The organism is Anaerobiospirillum sp. NML120449 (genome assembly GCF_023051105.1).
Taxonomy (GTDB): Bacteria; Pseudomonadota; Gammaproteobacteria; order Enterobacterales; family Succinivibrionaceae; genus Anaerobiospirillum.
In genome coordinates, this window is the sequence record NZ_JALKIL010000027.1 from 48,526 (window position 1) to 65,796 (window position 17,271).

At 51.7% G+C, this 17,271-nt stretch carries 10 protein-coding genes; 4 read left to right on the forward strand and 6 right to left on the reverse strand.

Features of this window, described 5'->3' with window-relative positions; translation table 11 throughout:
* The first annotated feature begins 241 nt into the window (after nucleotides 1–241).
* Nucleotides 242–1,615, forward strand: a complete 1,374-nt coding sequence (locus MXE41_RS08630; RefSeq protein WP_247100209.1) for a sulfatase-like hydrolase/transferase — start codon at nucleotides 242–244, stop codon at nucleotides 1,613–1,615.
* Between the two features lie 440 nt (nucleotides 1,616–2,055).
* Nucleotides 2,056–3,297 carry an SPASM domain-containing protein gene (locus MXE41_RS08635; RefSeq protein WP_247100210.1) on the forward strand — a complete coding sequence of 414 codons (1,242 nt, stop codon included), beginning with the start codon at nucleotides 2,056–2,058 and terminating at the stop codon, nucleotides 3,295–3,297.
* A 154-nt stretch (nucleotides 3,298–3,451) separates the two neighbouring features.
* Here MXE41_RS08635 and MXE41_RS08640 read toward each other — a convergent pair whose 3' ends face one another.
* The 3 genes from MXE41_RS08640 to MXE41_RS08650 form a co-directional block, all read right to left on the reverse strand.
* Nucleotides 3,452–4,027, reverse strand: a complete 576-nt coding sequence (locus MXE41_RS08640) for a Crp/Fnr family transcriptional regulator (RefSeq protein ID WP_247100211.1) — start codon at nucleotides 4,025–4,027, stop codon at nucleotides 3,452–3,454.
* 928 nt (nucleotides 4,028–4,955) lie between these two features.
* Nucleotides 4,956–5,759 carry a sulfite exporter TauE/SafE family protein gene (locus MXE41_RS08645; RefSeq protein ID WP_247100212.1) on the reverse strand — a complete coding sequence of 268 codons (804 nt, stop codon included), beginning with the start codon at nucleotides 5,757–5,759 and terminating at the stop codon, nucleotides 4,956–4,958.
* 392 nt (nucleotides 5,760–6,151) lie between these two features.
* A complete protein-coding gene (locus tag MXE41_RS08650) occupies nucleotides 6,152–9,523 on the reverse strand; it encodes a SpoIIE family protein phosphatase (protein ID WP_247100213.1) in 3,372 nt (1,123 codons plus the stop codon).
* 657 nt (nucleotides 9,524–10,180) lie between these two features.
* Here MXE41_RS08650 and MXE41_RS08655 point away from each other — a divergent pair.
* Nucleotides 10,181–11,887: a hypothetical protein gene (locus MXE41_RS08655; protein ID WP_247100214.1), complete on the forward strand. Its 1,707-nt coding sequence runs from the start codon at nucleotides 10,181–10,183 to the stop codon at nucleotides 11,885–11,887.
* A 739-nt stretch (nucleotides 11,888–12,626) separates the two neighbouring features.
* Here the strand turns inward: MXE41_RS08655 and tadA are convergent.
* The 3 genes from tadA to MXE41_RS08665 all read right to left on the reverse strand — a co-directional run bounded on the left by tadA (nucleotide 12,627) and on the right by MXE41_RS08665 (nucleotide 15,793).
* Nucleotides 12,627–14,642 (reverse strand): tRNA adenosine(34) deaminase TadA, encoded by a 2,016-nt coding sequence (tadA, locus tag MXE41_RS13255; RefSeq protein WP_348647427.1) that lies wholly within the window; start codon nucleotides 14,640–14,642, stop codon nucleotides 12,627–12,629.
* A gap of 53 nt (nucleotides 14,643–14,695) precedes the next feature.
* Nucleotides 14,696–14,827: a hypothetical protein gene (locus MXE41_RS13105; protein WP_281503570.1), complete on the reverse strand. Its 132-nt coding sequence runs from the start codon at nucleotides 14,825–14,827 to the stop codon at nucleotides 14,696–14,698.
* 603 nt (nucleotides 14,828–15,430) lie between these two features.
* Nucleotides 15,431–15,793: a diacylglycerol kinase gene (locus MXE41_RS08665; RefSeq protein ID WP_246976549.1), complete on the reverse strand. Its 363-nt coding sequence runs from the start codon at nucleotides 15,791–15,793 to the stop codon at nucleotides 15,431–15,433.
* 597 nt (nucleotides 15,794–16,390) lie between these two features.
* Here MXE41_RS08665 and MXE41_RS13110 point away from each other — a divergent pair.
* Nucleotides 16,391–17,128 (forward strand): flagellin, encoded by a 738-nt coding sequence (locus MXE41_RS13110; protein WP_281503571.1) that lies wholly within the window; start codon nucleotides 16,391–16,393, stop codon nucleotides 17,126–17,128.
* The last annotated feature ends 143 nt before the right edge of the window (nucleotides 17,129–17,271 follow it).

Consider the following 17,271-nt stretch of genomic DNA (forward strand, 5'->3'; position numbering starts at 1 on the left):
AGTGTCTTACTGATTTTACTGAGCTCCGGCCAGCCCGGCCTGCAAAACACAAAGCCCCTGACCTCAGGCTCAGATACCGTATGGCATCAAATCCGGTGCTTTTGCCCATGCCCGTGCTCTCATAACCATGCATTGCATGGCAGGGCAGCCCCTGCAGGACAGTCCCTGCAGGGCCGTGGCATTGCAAGGCCTGGCCTGTTGCCCTGCGGTCCTGACTCATCTTGTGATGGAAGGAAGTTCTATGTCCGAGTTAAACAAGTCCCGCCGCCCTAATATCATTTTCTACTTCACCGACCAGCAGCGCGCTGACACCTGCGGATGTTTCGGTCAGCCCCTGAACATCACCCCTGTTCTGGACGAACTGTCTCAGGAAGGCGTCAAGTTCAACAAGGCTTTCTCTCCTCAGCCTGTATGCGGTCCATGCCGCGCTCTGTTCCAGACTGGCAAGTACGCTACCGAAACCAACTGCTTCCGTAACAACAAGATGCTGCCAAAGGATGTAAAGACCCTTGCCAACTACATAGAAGAGGCCGGCTATGAGACTGCCTATATTGGCAAGTGGCACCTTGCCTCTGAAGGTGAGCTTGAGGCAAAGCCTGTTATTGACCACACCGTAACTGCTGTCCCTCAGGAATACCGTGGCGGTTATACCGGTTTCTGGCGTGCCGCTGACGTGCTGGAGTTTACCTCTCACGGTTATGACGGCTTCGTTTTTGACGAGAACAACAACCGTATCGACTTCAAGGGCTACCGTCCTGACTGCATCACTGACATGGCTCTGGACTTCTTCAAGGTTCGTGACAAGTCAAAGCCTTTCTTCATGACCATTTCCCATATTGAGCCTCACCACCAGAATGACCATGCTCACTATGAGGGTCCTGAGGGTTCAAAGGAGAAGTACAGCAACTTCACCCTGCCTCATGACCTTGCAGTTCTGGGCGGTAATGCTGCTGAGGAATATCCTGACTACCTGGGTCAGGTAGCCAGCCTTGATGAAAACCTGGGACGTCTGGTCAAAAAGCTTAAGGAAGAGGGCATTTATGATGACACCGTCATCATCTTCGGCTCTGACCATGGCTCCCACTTCAAGACCCGCAATACCGACAGCCACTTAAACGGCATTGACGATTACAAGCGTACCTGCCATGACGCAGCCCTGCGCGTACCTCTGGTAATTGCCGGCGGTCCATTCAAGGGCGGCATCAGCTTTGACGAGGTTGTTTCCACCGACTCCCTGCCAAAGACCATTCTGGCTCTGGCCGGTGTTGATGTAGGCGACAGGATGATTGGTGAGAATCTCATCGATGTTGTTGCCCATAAGGATCCTCAGCGCAGGCAGGAAGCTTTTGCCCAGATTTCCGAGAGCCGTATCGGCCGCTGCCTGCGTACCGACAAGTACACCTACTCCGTATACGCTCCAGGCGTGAACGGCGGCGAAAAGGGTTCAGCCGATCTGTACAGAGATGACTTCCTGTACGACCTCGACAAGGATCCATTCCAGCTGACCAATGTGGTAGCTGACCCGGCCTATAAGGAAATCAAGCTGCAGCTGCGCGAGAGGCTGCTCAGCTGGATTGAAAAGGCCGAGCACTGCCGTCCGGTTATCGAAGACTGATTAACTCCTCCACTGAAGTGACCGGCGCCGTTTTACAAAGCTCGCGGCCCGGTCACTAATAGCAATCTACTCAAACAGCCCGTGCTCCTTCTGGTGCATGGGCTGTTTTTTCTCATACTGCCCCGCCCCCCGTCCGGCCATTAACCAGGGAGCGACCCAGGCCAGTGCCGGCCCCTGTCCCAGGTTAAGTCCCATGGAGCGCCCCTGGCCATTGCCGGCCCCAGGCCCAGGTTAAGGCCCAGGCAGGCCAGCCAGGCCGGGCACACAGTGCTGGCCAGGGCGGCGCTGCTATGGCCAATGCCGGTGGCCTGCCTTACAATTTAAGTACATGGCTGCAGCTTTGGCGCATCATCAGGCGCAGCTGCGGCCCTGGCGCTGTCTGCAGCATGGCCCGGGGTCAGGCCGCAGGCAGACCGTTATTTTGTGCATGAGAACCTTTTATGCAATATCTTCAGCTGCTGGTAAAGCCAGCTTCATCCCTGTGTGACCTTAAGTGCACTTACTGTTTCTACCATGATCTGGCCGGTCATCAGACTACCAGGCCTCAGATTATGAGCACTGAGACCTTTGAGCTCATTATGAAGAGGGCCGCAGAGTATTTTGCTGATGCCAGTCAGGCTGAGCCTGCTTATCTGGACATACTCTTTCAGGGCGGCGAGCCCACCATGGCCGGCCTTGAGTTCTTTGAAAATGCCGTAAAGCTGCAAAAGTGGTATTTTGCTCAACTGCCTCAGGTGCAGATTACGCGCTTCATCCAGACCAATGCCTCACGTATACCTGAAAAGCTCATGGACTTTCTGGTGGCCAATGACTTTAACTTCGGTGTATCGCTCGATGGCCCCCAGGCTCTGCACGATGCCATGCGCGTCTACAGCAATGGCCGAGGCTCCTTTGACCGCGTCATGGACGGCATAAAGGGCCTGAAAGCCCGTAATGCCCGCATGAACGTGCTGTGCGTGCTAACCGATCTCAATGCCCTGAACATCAAGGAGGTCTATGCCTTCTTCCGCTCCCTTGGCTTTGAGCACCATCAGTACATTGCCTGCCTTGACCCTTTCGACAACAGCTACATGCCCGCCCCTGCCAGGGCAGCTGCAGCTGCCGCCTTCGGCCCGGCTGGCGCTGCCTCTGCCGGCAGCGGCTGCTGCGACAGCGGCCGCTCAGCCGGCCATGATGGCGGCGGTGAGCAGCGTCAGTTTTTAAGTGAGGAGGCCTATGGGCGCTTCCTTATCGACATATTCGATGTATGGTATGACGAGCTGGTAAATAAGCAGACCTATGTGTCCGTACGCCATATTGAGAACTACATCTGCCTGATTCTGGGCATGGACATCAATGCCTGCAATATGAACGGTGTCTGCCACGTGCAGAATGTGGTGGAGAGCTCAGGTGAGGTCTATCCTTGTGACTTCTTTGCCCATGATGACTGGTCTCTGGGCAACCTCAAGGACAAAGGCTTTGCTCAGATGATGCACAGCGATACCGGCCGTAACTTTGTCAAAAGCTCCCTGCCGCTGCCTGAGGACTGCCGTACCTGCCCATATCTGAGACTGTGCCGCAATGGCTGTCTGCGCGAGCGCGTCAAGGGCAAGAACCGCCACTGCAAGGCATTCAAAACTTTCTTTGATGCCCGCATGCCTGAGCTGACCCGAGCCGCCGGCATTATGAAGAACATGCGCTGACAGCCCATGTAAGCCCATAAACCAAAGCCCCGCAGTCACACGACGGCGGGGCTTTGTTTATGTGGGCGGCAAGACTGATGAGCAGCTGGGCTGGCCGCAGAGCGCTGGCTGCTTGCTGGCTGCCAGCAGCTGCCGGCGCAAGGGCCAGGTGCGGCTACTGGCGGCCGGCCGGGAGCTTGCCTTCTTTTTTGAGCTCACGGGCGATACGAATGGCTGTTTCGGTTTCGCAGCCGGCAAATTCGGCAACCTCACGGTAGGACCACGGGTATTCAGGATAGGTCTCGTACAGATAGGTCATGGCATCATGAACGCGCTTGATGCTCTTTTCATAGGAGATATGAGCAAGGCGGCTTTCAGCATTGGCAAGCTCAGCAGAGATATCTGACAGCAGACGCTTCATGAGCTCTGGATTGTCGCTCATAAACTTCCTGGAGTCGGGACATATCTTGATAAGGGTAGCCGGAATGAGCACGCGGGCACTGCAGTGATAGGTCTGACCTGGGGAAAACCAGGTGCGGTAGCCAAAGAACTGATGGCTGTCGTAAAGACGAATCAGGCTCTCCTTGCCATTGTCCACCATGTGATACAGTCCGATCAGCCCCGATTCAATATAGTAAAAGGAGCTGGAGGTATCGCCCTGGCAGTACAGATAGCTGCCCTTGGGCAGAGATTCAACCACGGCTGTTTCACAGCTTTTGAGAGTTGAAACTGGGTACGGCTCTTGACGCATCTTCTTTCCTTCAAAACAACACACTATACGTACATCATACAGACAGCTCCGGTTGCAGTCCGGCGCCGACATCAGCCCGGCACCTGCAAGGCTGCCGCAGCTTCGCAGCAGCGGCACTGGCTGTGGCACTGGCTGTGCCAGCGGCACTGCTACTGACACTGCCAGCGGCAGTGCCGCTGCCACTGTATGTCTGGCCCCTGTACGGTCTGAAAAGTCCTGAATTAACAATTACCACCACATTCAGGTCTGGCCGCGACACAGGAGCTCACGGTCATTACAACAGATCCCGGGGTTCATACGGCCGGCCGTCACGTTCTCTCAGCAAGGCTGACCGGGACGGTGAGGGCGGCATGTACCTAATGTAATTTAACTGTGGCCTGTGGGCACACAAACTAATGCAGATTTATAGACCTGCATCGCAAAATCAGATTTTTACCGTATCTGGTACGACAGGCATGGCCGTCCTGCAGCTGAGCAGCGCCAGACGCATGACTCGTGCGGCGCGCACGGTGCTGCCAGCAGCGACCTGAGATCGTGCGTGATGCGGGTTTATCTTTTCTGTTCTTGAGGTGCCGGTGCTACAGCATACGCTAAAAGTCCTGACAGGAAAACACTCCCTGTCAAAGCATGCGATATTGCCGGTATAAGCATGAGGAGTGCTGGCCTGTAGTCAGGGGTTATTACCCGGGCCAGCCGTGATCAACGGACATTGACTTATGGGGGTAGAGGCAACGCCCGGCATGGGGCGCCATTGCGGCCGTCACTGGCAAAGCCAGTGCTGGGCGGGCGCCGTTGCGGCCGGCGCGGGCAAAGCCAGTGCCGGGCATGCGTCCGGCGCGGGTGTGCGCCATTGGGGCCGGCACGGGGATGAGCGCGTGCGGCCAGGATAAATCATGGGGATTTTGGGGACTGGTGCAGTATGGGGTCATCAGATAAGTTCGATGATAAAGGTGTAGACACCAATGGCCAGCAGGATCAGGCCAAGGAGGATGTTGGCCACCCTGGGTGAGAGCAGGCGGGAAATTCTGATAGAGAAGAAAGAGGTGACAAAGGAAGCAGCTACTACGGTCATGACTACTGTAAGGTTGATGTAACCGAGCTGCCACATGCCTTCGGCATTGAAATCAATTGGCTTGGTGATGTAGCCGTACATGCTGCCCAGACCGCCAATGACCATCATGTAATTGGTATAAACAGGAACCTGCTTTTTGCTCACGAAATTGAGCTGGTTGATAAGCGGAGCCATGATGGAGCCGCCGCCAATGCCGGTAAATCCGGCAATGGAACCGCCTACGGTACAGAAAGCAACGCCACGGGCATTTTCCTTTACTGAAGGCTGAGCACAGTCAGGCTCAGGACCGCCACGCTTTAAAAATGTCTTTAAGGACAGAGCCAGCATGGTGAGCACGAAAAAGCCCACTATGTAATGACGTGGTACGTAAAAGGAAAGCTCAAATCCCAGCTGCACGCCCACAATCATGCCCAGGGACCATAAAATCAGGCTGCGGTAACTGAGAGGAATATGCAGACGGACGAAATTGACGAGATTGATACAGGCCGTACCTATGACAATGGACAGCGAGGTGGCTGCCACCATCTGGATAGGAAACTGAGGAAAGAGAGTTAGAAAGATAGGCACCATGAGCACGCCGCCGCCAATGCCGAAGATAGCGGACATCATATTGGTGATAACGCCGCAGGCCACAAGGGTCAGGATAAGTGAAACGTCCATATTTTGAGCCTCTGCTTTCCAGTTCTTAAGTGCCTATTGTGGCACTGTAGACTGTGCAGGGCTTATGACTTTCATCATAGCAAGGTCGCCCGGCGGCACGGCGCGCTCGCCGCAGGGAGCTTTTTTGTAAGCCAGGTCACATTCTCAGCCGCGCTGTCGCCTGGCTGGCAGGCCTGGCGTATCGGCCGGCCTTGCGGCTGCGTGGCCGGGCGCAAAAAGCATTTAGGGCAGTTGTCAGGACCTTTTTGAGTCCTGATAACTGCCCTGAATGACGCGCCCTGCATGGCCGTGCATGGCCGTGCGTGGCGCTCTGACCTGGCTGACAGGCTGCCTGACATGGCTGCCTGGCGGTCTGACCCGCCTGCGGCGCTGCATGGCAGCGGCCCGGTAGGTCAGAGGTATTCGCCAGGTGCCGCTGGTGGCGGCTCGGTGCGGGAAATACTTCCTGCCGGGGTATTGCTCCCTGAGGCCGGAGCCTCCCGGTCGGCAACTGAGCTTCTGGAGGCATCAGGCGGCTCGATGTCGTGAACCTCGCATAAGTTGTCCACCTGACCGCTCTGCATACCGGTTTCATGGATGATATTGTCCTGCACATGCTTTCTGATGTACTCAGGTACATCAGATTGCGGGGAAATAATGACATTACCCTGGCCTGAGGTATCGCCATGGCCATGACCGATACGTGAGACGGCCAGCATGGTTATATCATCACTCTGGAAGTACTCACCACGGTAAAGCACAATCTCATCATCAAGAGCTGTAACCAGCCCCTCAGGGCTGCCATTACCTGCGATGCGGGCCACATCCAGAATGCGGTCAACACCAAAGAAGCCGCCCTCGGCATTCTGTGCTTCACTGACACCATCGGTATAGAGCAGCAGCAGGTCATATTTGCCCAGGACAAAGCTGTACTGGGTGTACTCAATATCAGGCATAGGGCCTACAGCCGGACCGCTGATCTCTGCCATCTCCTCAACACTGGTGACCTTAAGACGGCCAAAGTATGAGGAACTTGCTGATACACCGGCAGATGAGAGCACAGGAGAGGCGCTCAGAGATCCCTGAGGGGCAAGGTCGCTGGTGGCTGACGGAACGCTGGTGCCGCCAGCTGGCGCAGCATTGGCTGATGAAGCCGTCATGCGCATGATGCGATCTTGCATGCTTTGGTGGGCGCCATCGCTTATGTAACCATCAATGAGCTCACGTCTGATAACCACTGGAGGACAGTGACCGGCATTACAGGCTACTACCTCACCTGTCTTTTCATTGAGTACGCAGATAAACATGGTGACGAACATCATGTTAGGGTTGCGCTCACCAAGGCGGCCGTTAAGTACGGTCATGGCATCATTTGGCGACATGCCAAGACACATGCAGGTACGGGCCAGGGTCACGGTAGTACTCATGAACAGAGCAGCCGGCACCCCCTTGTCGGACACATCACCAATGGCGTACATGATGTGCTCCTGATCCAGACGGTAAATATCGTAAAGATCACCACCTACTTCCTTGGCTGGATAAAGCAGCGCGGCATTGGACAGACGCTCAGACTGAGGCAGCTCAAAGTTGCCCGGGAGCATGCCCATCTGAATGTCCTTGGCGGCATTGAGCTCACCTTCCATTCTGTTCTTCTGGCTGTTGGCAGCCATCAGCAGATTGATGTTGCGGTTAAGCGACAGCCCCATGCGGTTAAATGCCTGACCAAGGTCAGCAATTTCGTCCTTGCCGTCTACTTCAATATTGGCCGTAATCTCCTGAATGGCATTAAAGTCGGAGATATTGGTCGAGGACATGATACGGGCCTGACGGGCCAGACCGATAATACGGCTGGCAATGGAATTACTCAGTACGGCCGACACAATCAGACTGATAATCAGAATAATGGTACCGATGAGCACCAGAGCCATGGCATTGGACAGAGCAGGATCAACAATCATGTCCAGGGACACAACATTGAGTATGTACCATCCCAGTGGACGGAAATACAGGGTATTGACCAGATAGGTCTCACCGTTCACATCCAGCATGAAGCTGCTGTTTTCCTCAAAGCGCTCATCGTAGGCAGCACCGTGCTGTGCCTTGTACTCAAGCTGCTTGAGACGCTGCTCATTGCAGTACTCCATCAGCACTTCAGGAGCCATATTAAACAGAGGTGAAGCACTTGAGGAGCTGAGCACCTTGCCATCGGCATTGAGAATCATGGCCTCACCATGCATATAATTGGTAAGACCGTCCATATGATCCTGGATACGGTTGAGAATTATTCCTTCAACATCATGATACTGATCAAGCATGCCGTCTACGCTCTGAACAATAGCATAGGTGAACGGGCTGTTTGATTCAGTCTTAAAGAGGTAAGAAAGGTAGTTGCGCCCCACACCGTCGCCGTACATGCTTCTTTCGAGTACAGGCAGTGATCGTGGGGTGCCCTGATGCTTTTTGGAATAGAAAGTACTCAGAACATCAGACTTACCAGCATCGGCAAATACGCCCTCAGCCTCAAGGTCCTCACGCACTCTGTTGATTTCCTCAACGGTGCTCTTGCCTGTATAGGTAGCCTTGCTGTAGCCATCTGAGACATTCATGGCACTGACAGGCTCAAGGCTTCTCAGCCTCTCCTTTTCACGCTGATTATCTTGCAGACGACGGTTGGCTGCCTCCAGAATACGCAGACCGGCACTGTACTCATCATCAGTTACACCACCACCATCATCAACAGCAGCTCCGGCACTGGCTCCTGCAGGCCTTGTATCTACAGTGTCATGGTCCCGGTTTGCAACGGTCAGAGCAGAACCGCCTCCGGAAGCAGCGACACCGCTTGCGACCCCGCTTGCGGCGCCAGCGCTGTCTCTGCCGGCACTGTCGTCTCCGGCGCCCACAAGGCTGCCAGAGGCTGAACCGTCTGCTGATGCACTGGCATCACTGGATGCATCGCTGTAATGCTTGTCCTTGATCGGGCTGGAGCAGCACTGGTAGGACTCATGATCGTCACCAGGGGACTGCTGCCTGAGAAGGCTGGAAATCTGGCTGCTGCTTGTCTGAACCGGACGGTGAGGATTGTAGATGCCGTCGTTGAGGAAAGCTCTGTCCTCAGGAGGGGCAATGTCGTAGCCAGACTTATGGCGACGCACCCATGCAGTGCTCAGGGCAATGTTATCTGCCAGATTAGCTACGGTAGAGAACTCGCGGTTAAAGATGGAAATATAGACACCGGCACTGTACTGATTGGTCCTGGTCAGCATGGTTGGCAGGAGAGCACGGTTACTGACCGATACACCACTGGCTATGTATTCATTGGCCGGAGGGAGCAGTACATCCAGGTCGTAAGTAACAATGATGTCAGAGCCTACCTGGTTGTAGCTGTCCTTTTCAAAGGTGAGAAAGCGCATGAACATGCGTTCAGCTTCGCGCTGATTTTTGCTCCAGCTGGAGCGGGGATCATTACTGCCCGGGAACTGATTGAATTTGACACCGTAGCTCTCCTCAATGGAGTACTGCATTTCCTGAATACGGTGACTGAGGGTCTGGCCATTTTCCCTGAGCAGATTGCGAATGGACAGTATGCCCTGCAGCTGCTCATTGGTAAAGGCATACAGCTGCACGGATACATTATTGCGAATCAGGGAGAGTACCTGCTTTTGAGTCAGAACTTCGTTTTCAATATAGGTCTGTCTCTGATAGAAAGATGAATATGCCGTCATGGCACTTACTGCAGTGGCAGTAAGCATGGCAAACATCATGATCAATTTGCTTCTTAACGACATCTCATAATCGCCCGTCAGGCGCCCTTAAACATACAAAAACAAAGGAGGTCAGCAACCGGCCCCAAAAAAAGCCTGGTACCGCGACCACTCATCACAGAAGGTTGCGCCTTAACATATGCTTTTTGTCTTTTACAGCTCTGTCTGACCAGTCGATGGTTCAGATGCAAAATTCAGAACAGACATGCATTTATTGCGTGCAACTTTATCATAGCAGCAGATTTAGACAGGTTTTGAACATCTCATTTTTGCGCATCCTGCACACGATTGCAGGCCCATAAATTCAATTCAATTCAAGCGTACTTATCCAGGCAAATACAGTATAATGCGCATAACTGTGCAGACACTGTTGTGCTCAGTATATCTGCCTCAGACACAGTTAAAATAACTAACTAACTAAGGATTTTAAACAGAGCTCTGCCTTGACACTATGTGGCCTGAGAGAGCCACTTGAGACTCTGTTACCTGCCCGGTCAGCAGCGTCATTTCAGAGAGGTCGGCAAAGAGCTGAATATACGCGTGACTGCGTCTGCTCATTACTACTTCACCGGTTTAGTCATGCCCCTGTTTTCCCTATTTGCCAAAGCAACTCCAGGACTGGCAGCTTTAAGCCTGCTCCTTGCAGTTCCTGCCCAAGCTAAAGGAACTGATGATTCATCGATGACCCTGATTACAGGAGCATCCTATGGATCACGCCTGCCTGACACCCACGTATTACAAAACATCAATCTGTTATCCTCCCTGCTTTTGGCTCCAGAAAAGCATGTCGACTCTATCCATGGCAAAGTTGCAGGCTCTGACAGCAACAGCTTAAGTGGCATTACCGCACTTTTTGCCTCAGGTCACAGCCCATCAGGCAGTGATGCTACCAGCGCCCGTAACGCCGCGCAGAGCGCCATCTCCTCAAGCAGAACAGATAAGACAAATACCAGCGCATCACTTGCTGAAAAGAGCCATAAAGACAGCAGCAAGGCTGACAGTAAAAATGCAGCTGATACAGGAGCAGCCGCTGGTTCCGCTGCACAAACCGCCGCCCATAACTACGGCGCCGATGACAGTGAGAGCCATACCAGTCTGGCAGCTCAGTCTTCACGAAAGTTCAACTCAGACAATAATGACCCTGCATATGTTACAGATCCATCCAAATGCCCACAGGGCAAACGCTGGCGTATTGCAGTAAATCAGTCAGGTCCTTTTATTGATTTCCGTAAGGTATTCCGTGGCATGGTGCTGGCTCTGACCGAAGACGGTCTGGTCCGCAAGTATGCCCCTCTGCGTAATATCAATTTCAAACTGGACGACCCGGGCCGGTTTGATGCCCTGGCTACAGCCACCAAAGGCGGCTGCATTGAATTTGTCCCTGGCACATTCTCCAACTACAACTGGGACCGCAAAGGCGTTCTGTCAGACAAGCTGCGCATCAAGCGCATGATCGACAATGGCGAAATAGACATGATCTGGACCTTTGGTACCATTTCAGGCCTTTACTTTGCTGACAGCGGCCTTGGGGTGCCGGTACTGGTTATTGACTCAACCTCTCCTGAGGGAGCTGGCATTATTGGTCCAGGTGATTATTCCAACAAGCCAAATGTTCATGTGCAGAAGGACTTAACCCGCTACTCAGCTGAGGTTGTGCTCTTCCACAATCTGCTTAAATTCAAGCGCATGGGCATTCTGGTTGACAGCAACGAGGATAATCAGTCAGGTCAGGATATTTTTGAGATCAGAGCACTGGCCAAGACCATGGGATTTGAGCTGGTTCCATGTTATGGCGACATCATGGGCCGTGTTCCTGCTCAGGCTGATGTGGACTTCAAGCGCTGTCTTGCCATGCTGTCAGAAGAGAATATCGACGCTCTCTTCCTGACTCTTGTGTACCGTCCAGAAGAGCCACTTTTCCCTTACATCAAGCCTTTTATTGACCGTGGCATTCCTGTTTACTCCCAGTATGGCGAGCAGGATGTACGTGGTGGGGCCCTGCTGTCACTGTCTGAGAGCGATCTGACCCATGCTGCCATATTCCAGGCAAATGTAGTGCGTCAGATCATTATCGAAGGTAAAAAACCTGAAGAAATCAGCCAGCATTTCCACGCCCCTCTGAGCATCAGCTTTAACATGCAGACAGCACGTCTTATTGAATGGCAGCCAAGCTTTGAGGCTTTACTGGCCATCGACAACGTCTACTCCCATATCGAGGGAGCCGACACAAGCACAGGCTATAACGCCCGCATGCCTGAGGACGAAGAGGCTCGCAACAGTCAGCATAATATGTTTGATACCAGCCTGAGCACCAATGCTGCTGTTCTGATGCAAAGCAAGGATTCCAGCAGCCACGGAGTAAAATCTGCAAGCAGCCAGCATCCTTAAAAACCATCAACCGACAACGCCGGCTGATCGTGATCAGGCACCAGGCTCTGAAACAAAACAAGATAACAATATCAAAAAGTAATTTACAAAACCCAAAAGGGGCTGTCTTAACATCAAGACAGCCCCTTTTGTTTTGCCCTCACAACCACAGCCAGAACGACAACGCCACCGTCTACGACGCCCCTGACTACCTCGATCTATTGCCTGGGCATGAGCATGAGCATGGGCGTAAGCATGGGCATGGGCATGAGCGTGAGCATGGGCATGAGCATGAGCGTGAGCGTGAGCACGAGCAAGCTGCGACCATAGAATTACTGCCCATACTGCAGGATCAGGTCAAATGAAATGGCCTGCTTGCCCACTGTAGCAATGGCATCTTTATCTGTATGACGGACACGAGCACATGCAATATAATAATTTACAAAGCAAAATACATAGTGTTTTACTTTTAGTAAGTTTACTTTGCTGTTATCTAAGCATGGCACAAGAACTGGCATCATAAACACAAAGGGCAGGTACAGAAAACCAATACCTGCCCTCTTAAGGCCACAATAAAGTGCTTGCCGTTGTGCTTAAGTGTTCAGGAGCAGCCAACGCCGACTGTACAAAACCATGCTGCCCCCCGTGACGTAATCACGCTCAGTCATATCAGTTCAGAGATGTGGGCTCAGACATTTCAGCGAAGCCTGACCACAGTCATGTCAGAATCCGCACTTTAGTCTGTTGCTGGCCATTTAGTCTATTGCTGGCCCTTTAGTGCCTTTGCTGCTGCCTTCTTTCTCTTGCGCAGCTCGGCAAAAAAGTTAGACAGCATTGCTGAGCTTTTCTGCTCGAGGACTCCGGCAATTACGTTAACTTTGTGGTTGTGCTTATTGCTGTTCAGAATGTTAAATACTGATCCGCAGGCACCAGTCTTTGGATCGGCAGCAGCGTAAACCACATTCTTAAGACGTGCATGCACACAGGCCATGGCGCACATGCAGCATGGCTCCAGAGTTACATACAGAGTGCAGTCTACCAGACGGTAGTTCTTAATGCTTTTGCCCGCCTCACGAATGGCCATAATCTCGGCATGGGCAGTAGGATCATGCCCGATGATAGTACGGTTGTAGCCAATGCCTGCAATTTGGCCATCTGGACTTACAACCACGGCACCTACAGGAACCTCAGCAAGCTCTTCTGCTTTTAAGGCCAGTTCCATGGCCATGGCCATGAAGCTTTCATGCTCAGCCAGCTCCTGAGGCTCAAGCTCGCTTGCCAGTATCACTGGAGCATTACATGAGCTCTCATCAGCACCAGGGATTGAACCGGACTCCTGGCCATTCAGTCCGACAGTGCTGTCGCTGCTGCCGCTATCATTAGAGGAGCTTTCAGAAGACTCTGCCGAATCAATGCTGTTGAGGCTCTGCAGCCAGCGCTCCTTGTCACTTTCGTAATCAGTTACGCTGTTTTCGTTGAAGCTCAGAGAGACATCATCAAAGCTGTCCAGGTTGCCTGTTGCTGCATCTTTCACTGCAGCAACAACTCCAAAACGACCCGGTGCTCCTTCAAGCTCAGAATATCTGTAGATATCATTATTGACCACACGTTCGACATCATATTCAGTAGAACGGGCATTACTTTCCCTGACAAGGTCACCTAACTTCACAGCAGAAATATCAGTTTCCGTTGGGCTTGCAGAAGAATGTTCAACATCAGAATCAGAAGGAGCACTTTTGACATCGACAGCTGAGGAGGACAGGCGTGTATGAGCACGGGCTTCTGCATTAGATGCGTAATGAGCCCCAGCCCCGGCAAATGTCGGGTCAGTTGCAGCCATGGCAGTAACAGGCCGCTCACTGCCATGCTCTGAATTTGCCGCACCGCTGCTTTGGTCAAATAACGGTAAATCATACTCCTGTGCGCCTAATTCTCTGGCCTCCTGAGCATGAGCAGCAGTTAAAGCAGCCCTGTGAGTGGACATCTCAGGAGAAAAATGGAGCTCTTCATTACGCAGGGCGCTGATAATGCTGGACAGAGCTACACCATGTTCCTGATTTACGCTTTCTACAGGCTGTTTGCATGGAGCAACACACACGTCATCAGGACGAATGCTCTTAAGCACAGCCTGCATAGCAGCTTCAGCCTGTGAATCAGTCTCCTGTTGGACAGCTCCATCTGATCTGCTCTCCCACTCACCAGCCAAATCATCTGGTCTTATGGAGCTGAGCACATCGTGGAGGCTTGGACCATCATAGGAAACCTCACCATCTGCTCTATAAGCCATGGCAGGGCTTGCTACTGGGTCCATATAGGACCAGCGCAAGCCTGGTGAGGAGCGCAGCCTTCCATTTTTATCAGCCTCAAAGCCACGCTGCCGCGAGCTTCTGCGCGCACTTGCACGCTCAGAGCCGCCAGCATCATCAGCTGAAGCATCACTTGATAATCCCTCAGCCCTGGTACCTGAAGCCGCAGTCTGCGCTGCCGGGTTCTTGCGAGGCCTGCCGCGAGGTCTTTTGACCGGTACCGCTGCCTCTGCTGGAGCGGCTGCCTTAGATGGAGGGGCAGCCTCGAATGGATCGGCAGCCTCAGCATGAGCAGCGCCCTCAGACCGCACAGGATCAAAGGCACCTGAAGAATGGCCCATTCCTTTATGGCCTTGACCAGCTTCAAGAGTGTCATCTCCTGATGCAGCTGCAGTTACATCAACCACATTAACATCATTGTTGTTGATTGCTCCTGTCTTAAACATTGCTTCATCAGTCTTATTTGACATAAAAGGCCTCAATACAGCTTTCCTGCAGTCATACAGGAATCGATCCCTTTGCATTAATAAATCAGGCCTGCATAACGAAAGGCAAGAATCACCAGGCTCAGGGAAATGACGAAACTAGCAAGGCCTCTGTAGTCAGTGGCCAGATAATCAGGTGAGATTACGAAGGAAAATGCAAGAGAATCCATGCCCCTGAAGCGCCTTACAGCAGTCACAAAGGCTGAATGCTTCCCCCACATATGGATCGGGAAAGTCTTGCAGTAATCATATTCGCGTGCACACATTATAAATTATACAGAGATCTTTTTGACCAATATAGTTTTTATACAGAGAACTTGACACGTGCAGACCATGGATAATCACGAAGCTGATTTACATGCGATCTATAAGCCCTATACTAAGCCTGTATACGGCAATTTAAGACCAGATCATCTTCAGGCAAAATTAATCCCCAGTTACAGAATGTGCAAACATACAGCTTATGTCCACAATACGGGATATACGTAACCGCAAAGGAGTAACAACTGGGAGAAAAAGGGATAAGAAAGGGAGTCAGAACGAAAGGTGAGTCTTAAAGAAGACTAAAGCATCTGGAGGGAATATCCCTTCCCCCCTTAAACACATGCTGTCAGGGCAGGAAAGATACGGGGAAGGAAAGATATGTGGAAGGGGAAGAGACGTGGAGCATTATCCTGCACCATTAACAGTAATGAGCTTTGATGGTGACACAGGATAAACTTCAATTAACAGCCCGGTAATCACCTGGGACTAAAGGGTTGCATGTACTGCGATTAGCTGAAAATTACCAGTATCCAGGTAAGAGCAGTAAGACAGAGCATGACAAAAACGGCGGCAGAGCCCAGGTCTTTGGCACGTCCAGAAAGCTCATGGTACTCATCGCCCACACGATCTACTACGGCCTCAACAGCAGAGTTTAGCAGCTCTACAGTAAAGGTAAGCCAGGGCATGATGGTAAGCAGCAAAAACTCAACAATGCTGTCAGAAATAATAATGGCAATCAGAGTCAGGATAATGCCAATTCCAAGCTCCTGACGTAAAGCGGCCTCATGCTTAAGACCTGCCTTGAATCCATTCATGGAATATTTGCCGGCATTAATGATACGGGTTAAACCAGTGGCTCCTGTCTTGGCCATAAAATTGATTCTCCATCAAAAAGGGTCGCAGATGCGAAACGACAGTCACAAATGTTCCCGGCGAACATCCCGCCGGGTACTAAGCTGCATATTTTAACTTCAAATACCTGGAATTGCCCTTAGTCGGAACCGTGCGTGCATTGCACGTGCATTGCACGCACGTTATTAACGCATGAAAGACCCATTTAAAGTCCGTTTTTATGAGACTACCGATAAAAGATTCAACAATTTCAGTGTATCTATATTCCATATTTACCAAGATAAAAATGGAAAACAGTTCTGAAAAACACTTACATACCAGTAGTATCAAGACTATCCGTTATTTTATGTGGAATATTAGCAGGTCGTGCTCGTGCCCAAAGCACAGAAATGACCTGAAAGGGACTTAGGAATTTTAAGGACATATTGTCCAGCACCAACGTCCATGGAGCGCTGCGCCAACGTGATACACTACATCAGTAATCTGTCACGCTCCGCGAAACGCTTTCCAAAATATTTAACGCAACACTAAATAATCTATAGTCTTTTTATCAGGGCAACAGCTGCAACTGTTGTCCCATTTGGCACGACTATAGATCGTAGAGAGAGAGCCTTATTATGGCAGTTTATGTAAATACAAATGTCTCCAGCCTGAATGGACGTCGCTATCTCAATAATGTACAGAATCAGCTGACTACTACATACCAGAGACTCAGTTCAGGTATGCGAATTAACAGCGCCAAGGACGACGCTGCCGGTCTCCAGATATCATCCCGCCTCACAACTCAGATTAACGGCCTCAACCAGGGTAACCGCAATGCCGCTGACGGTATTGCTCTTGCTCAGACCATTGAAGGCGCAATGGACGAAACTACTGCTATGCTGCAGAAGATTCGCACCTTGGCAGTCCAGTCTGTAAACGGCACTAACACAGCAGAGGATCGTGCCGCCCTTAAGAAAGAGGCCGATGCTTTAGGAGCAGAAATCGACCGAATTGCTGAAAAGACTACGTTTGGCGGAAAGACAATTCTTGCAGGTGGAGATACCGGCACTCTGTATGATGCAGCAAATGGCTCAGACAAAACAAAGGGTGTCCTTTCACTTCAGGTAGGTGCTAACAGTGGCGACACAATTAGCTTTGAAGTTAACAATATGAGAATGTCTCAGATTGTTGAGCGAGTTAAGGGCCAGACCGCTAATGCCGATATCTGGACTGCCGCTAACGGCTTTAAAATGGGCACTGCAGATGAAGCCAGCAAGATGATTGCTCATATTGATGCTATGATTGCTGATGCTGACGGACAGCGTGCAGGGCTTGGCGCTATCCAAAACAATCGCCACCCCCTATGGTGTTGACCCTTGCCAGAAAACCGCATATATAAGCCGTTTATAAGCAACTACCCTCGAGGTAGTTTTTTTATGTCTAAAATACAACTTGTATGGCAGTTAAATGACTCAAAATCTGTGTACAAACAATTGTGCATTTAGGTGTTTTTGAT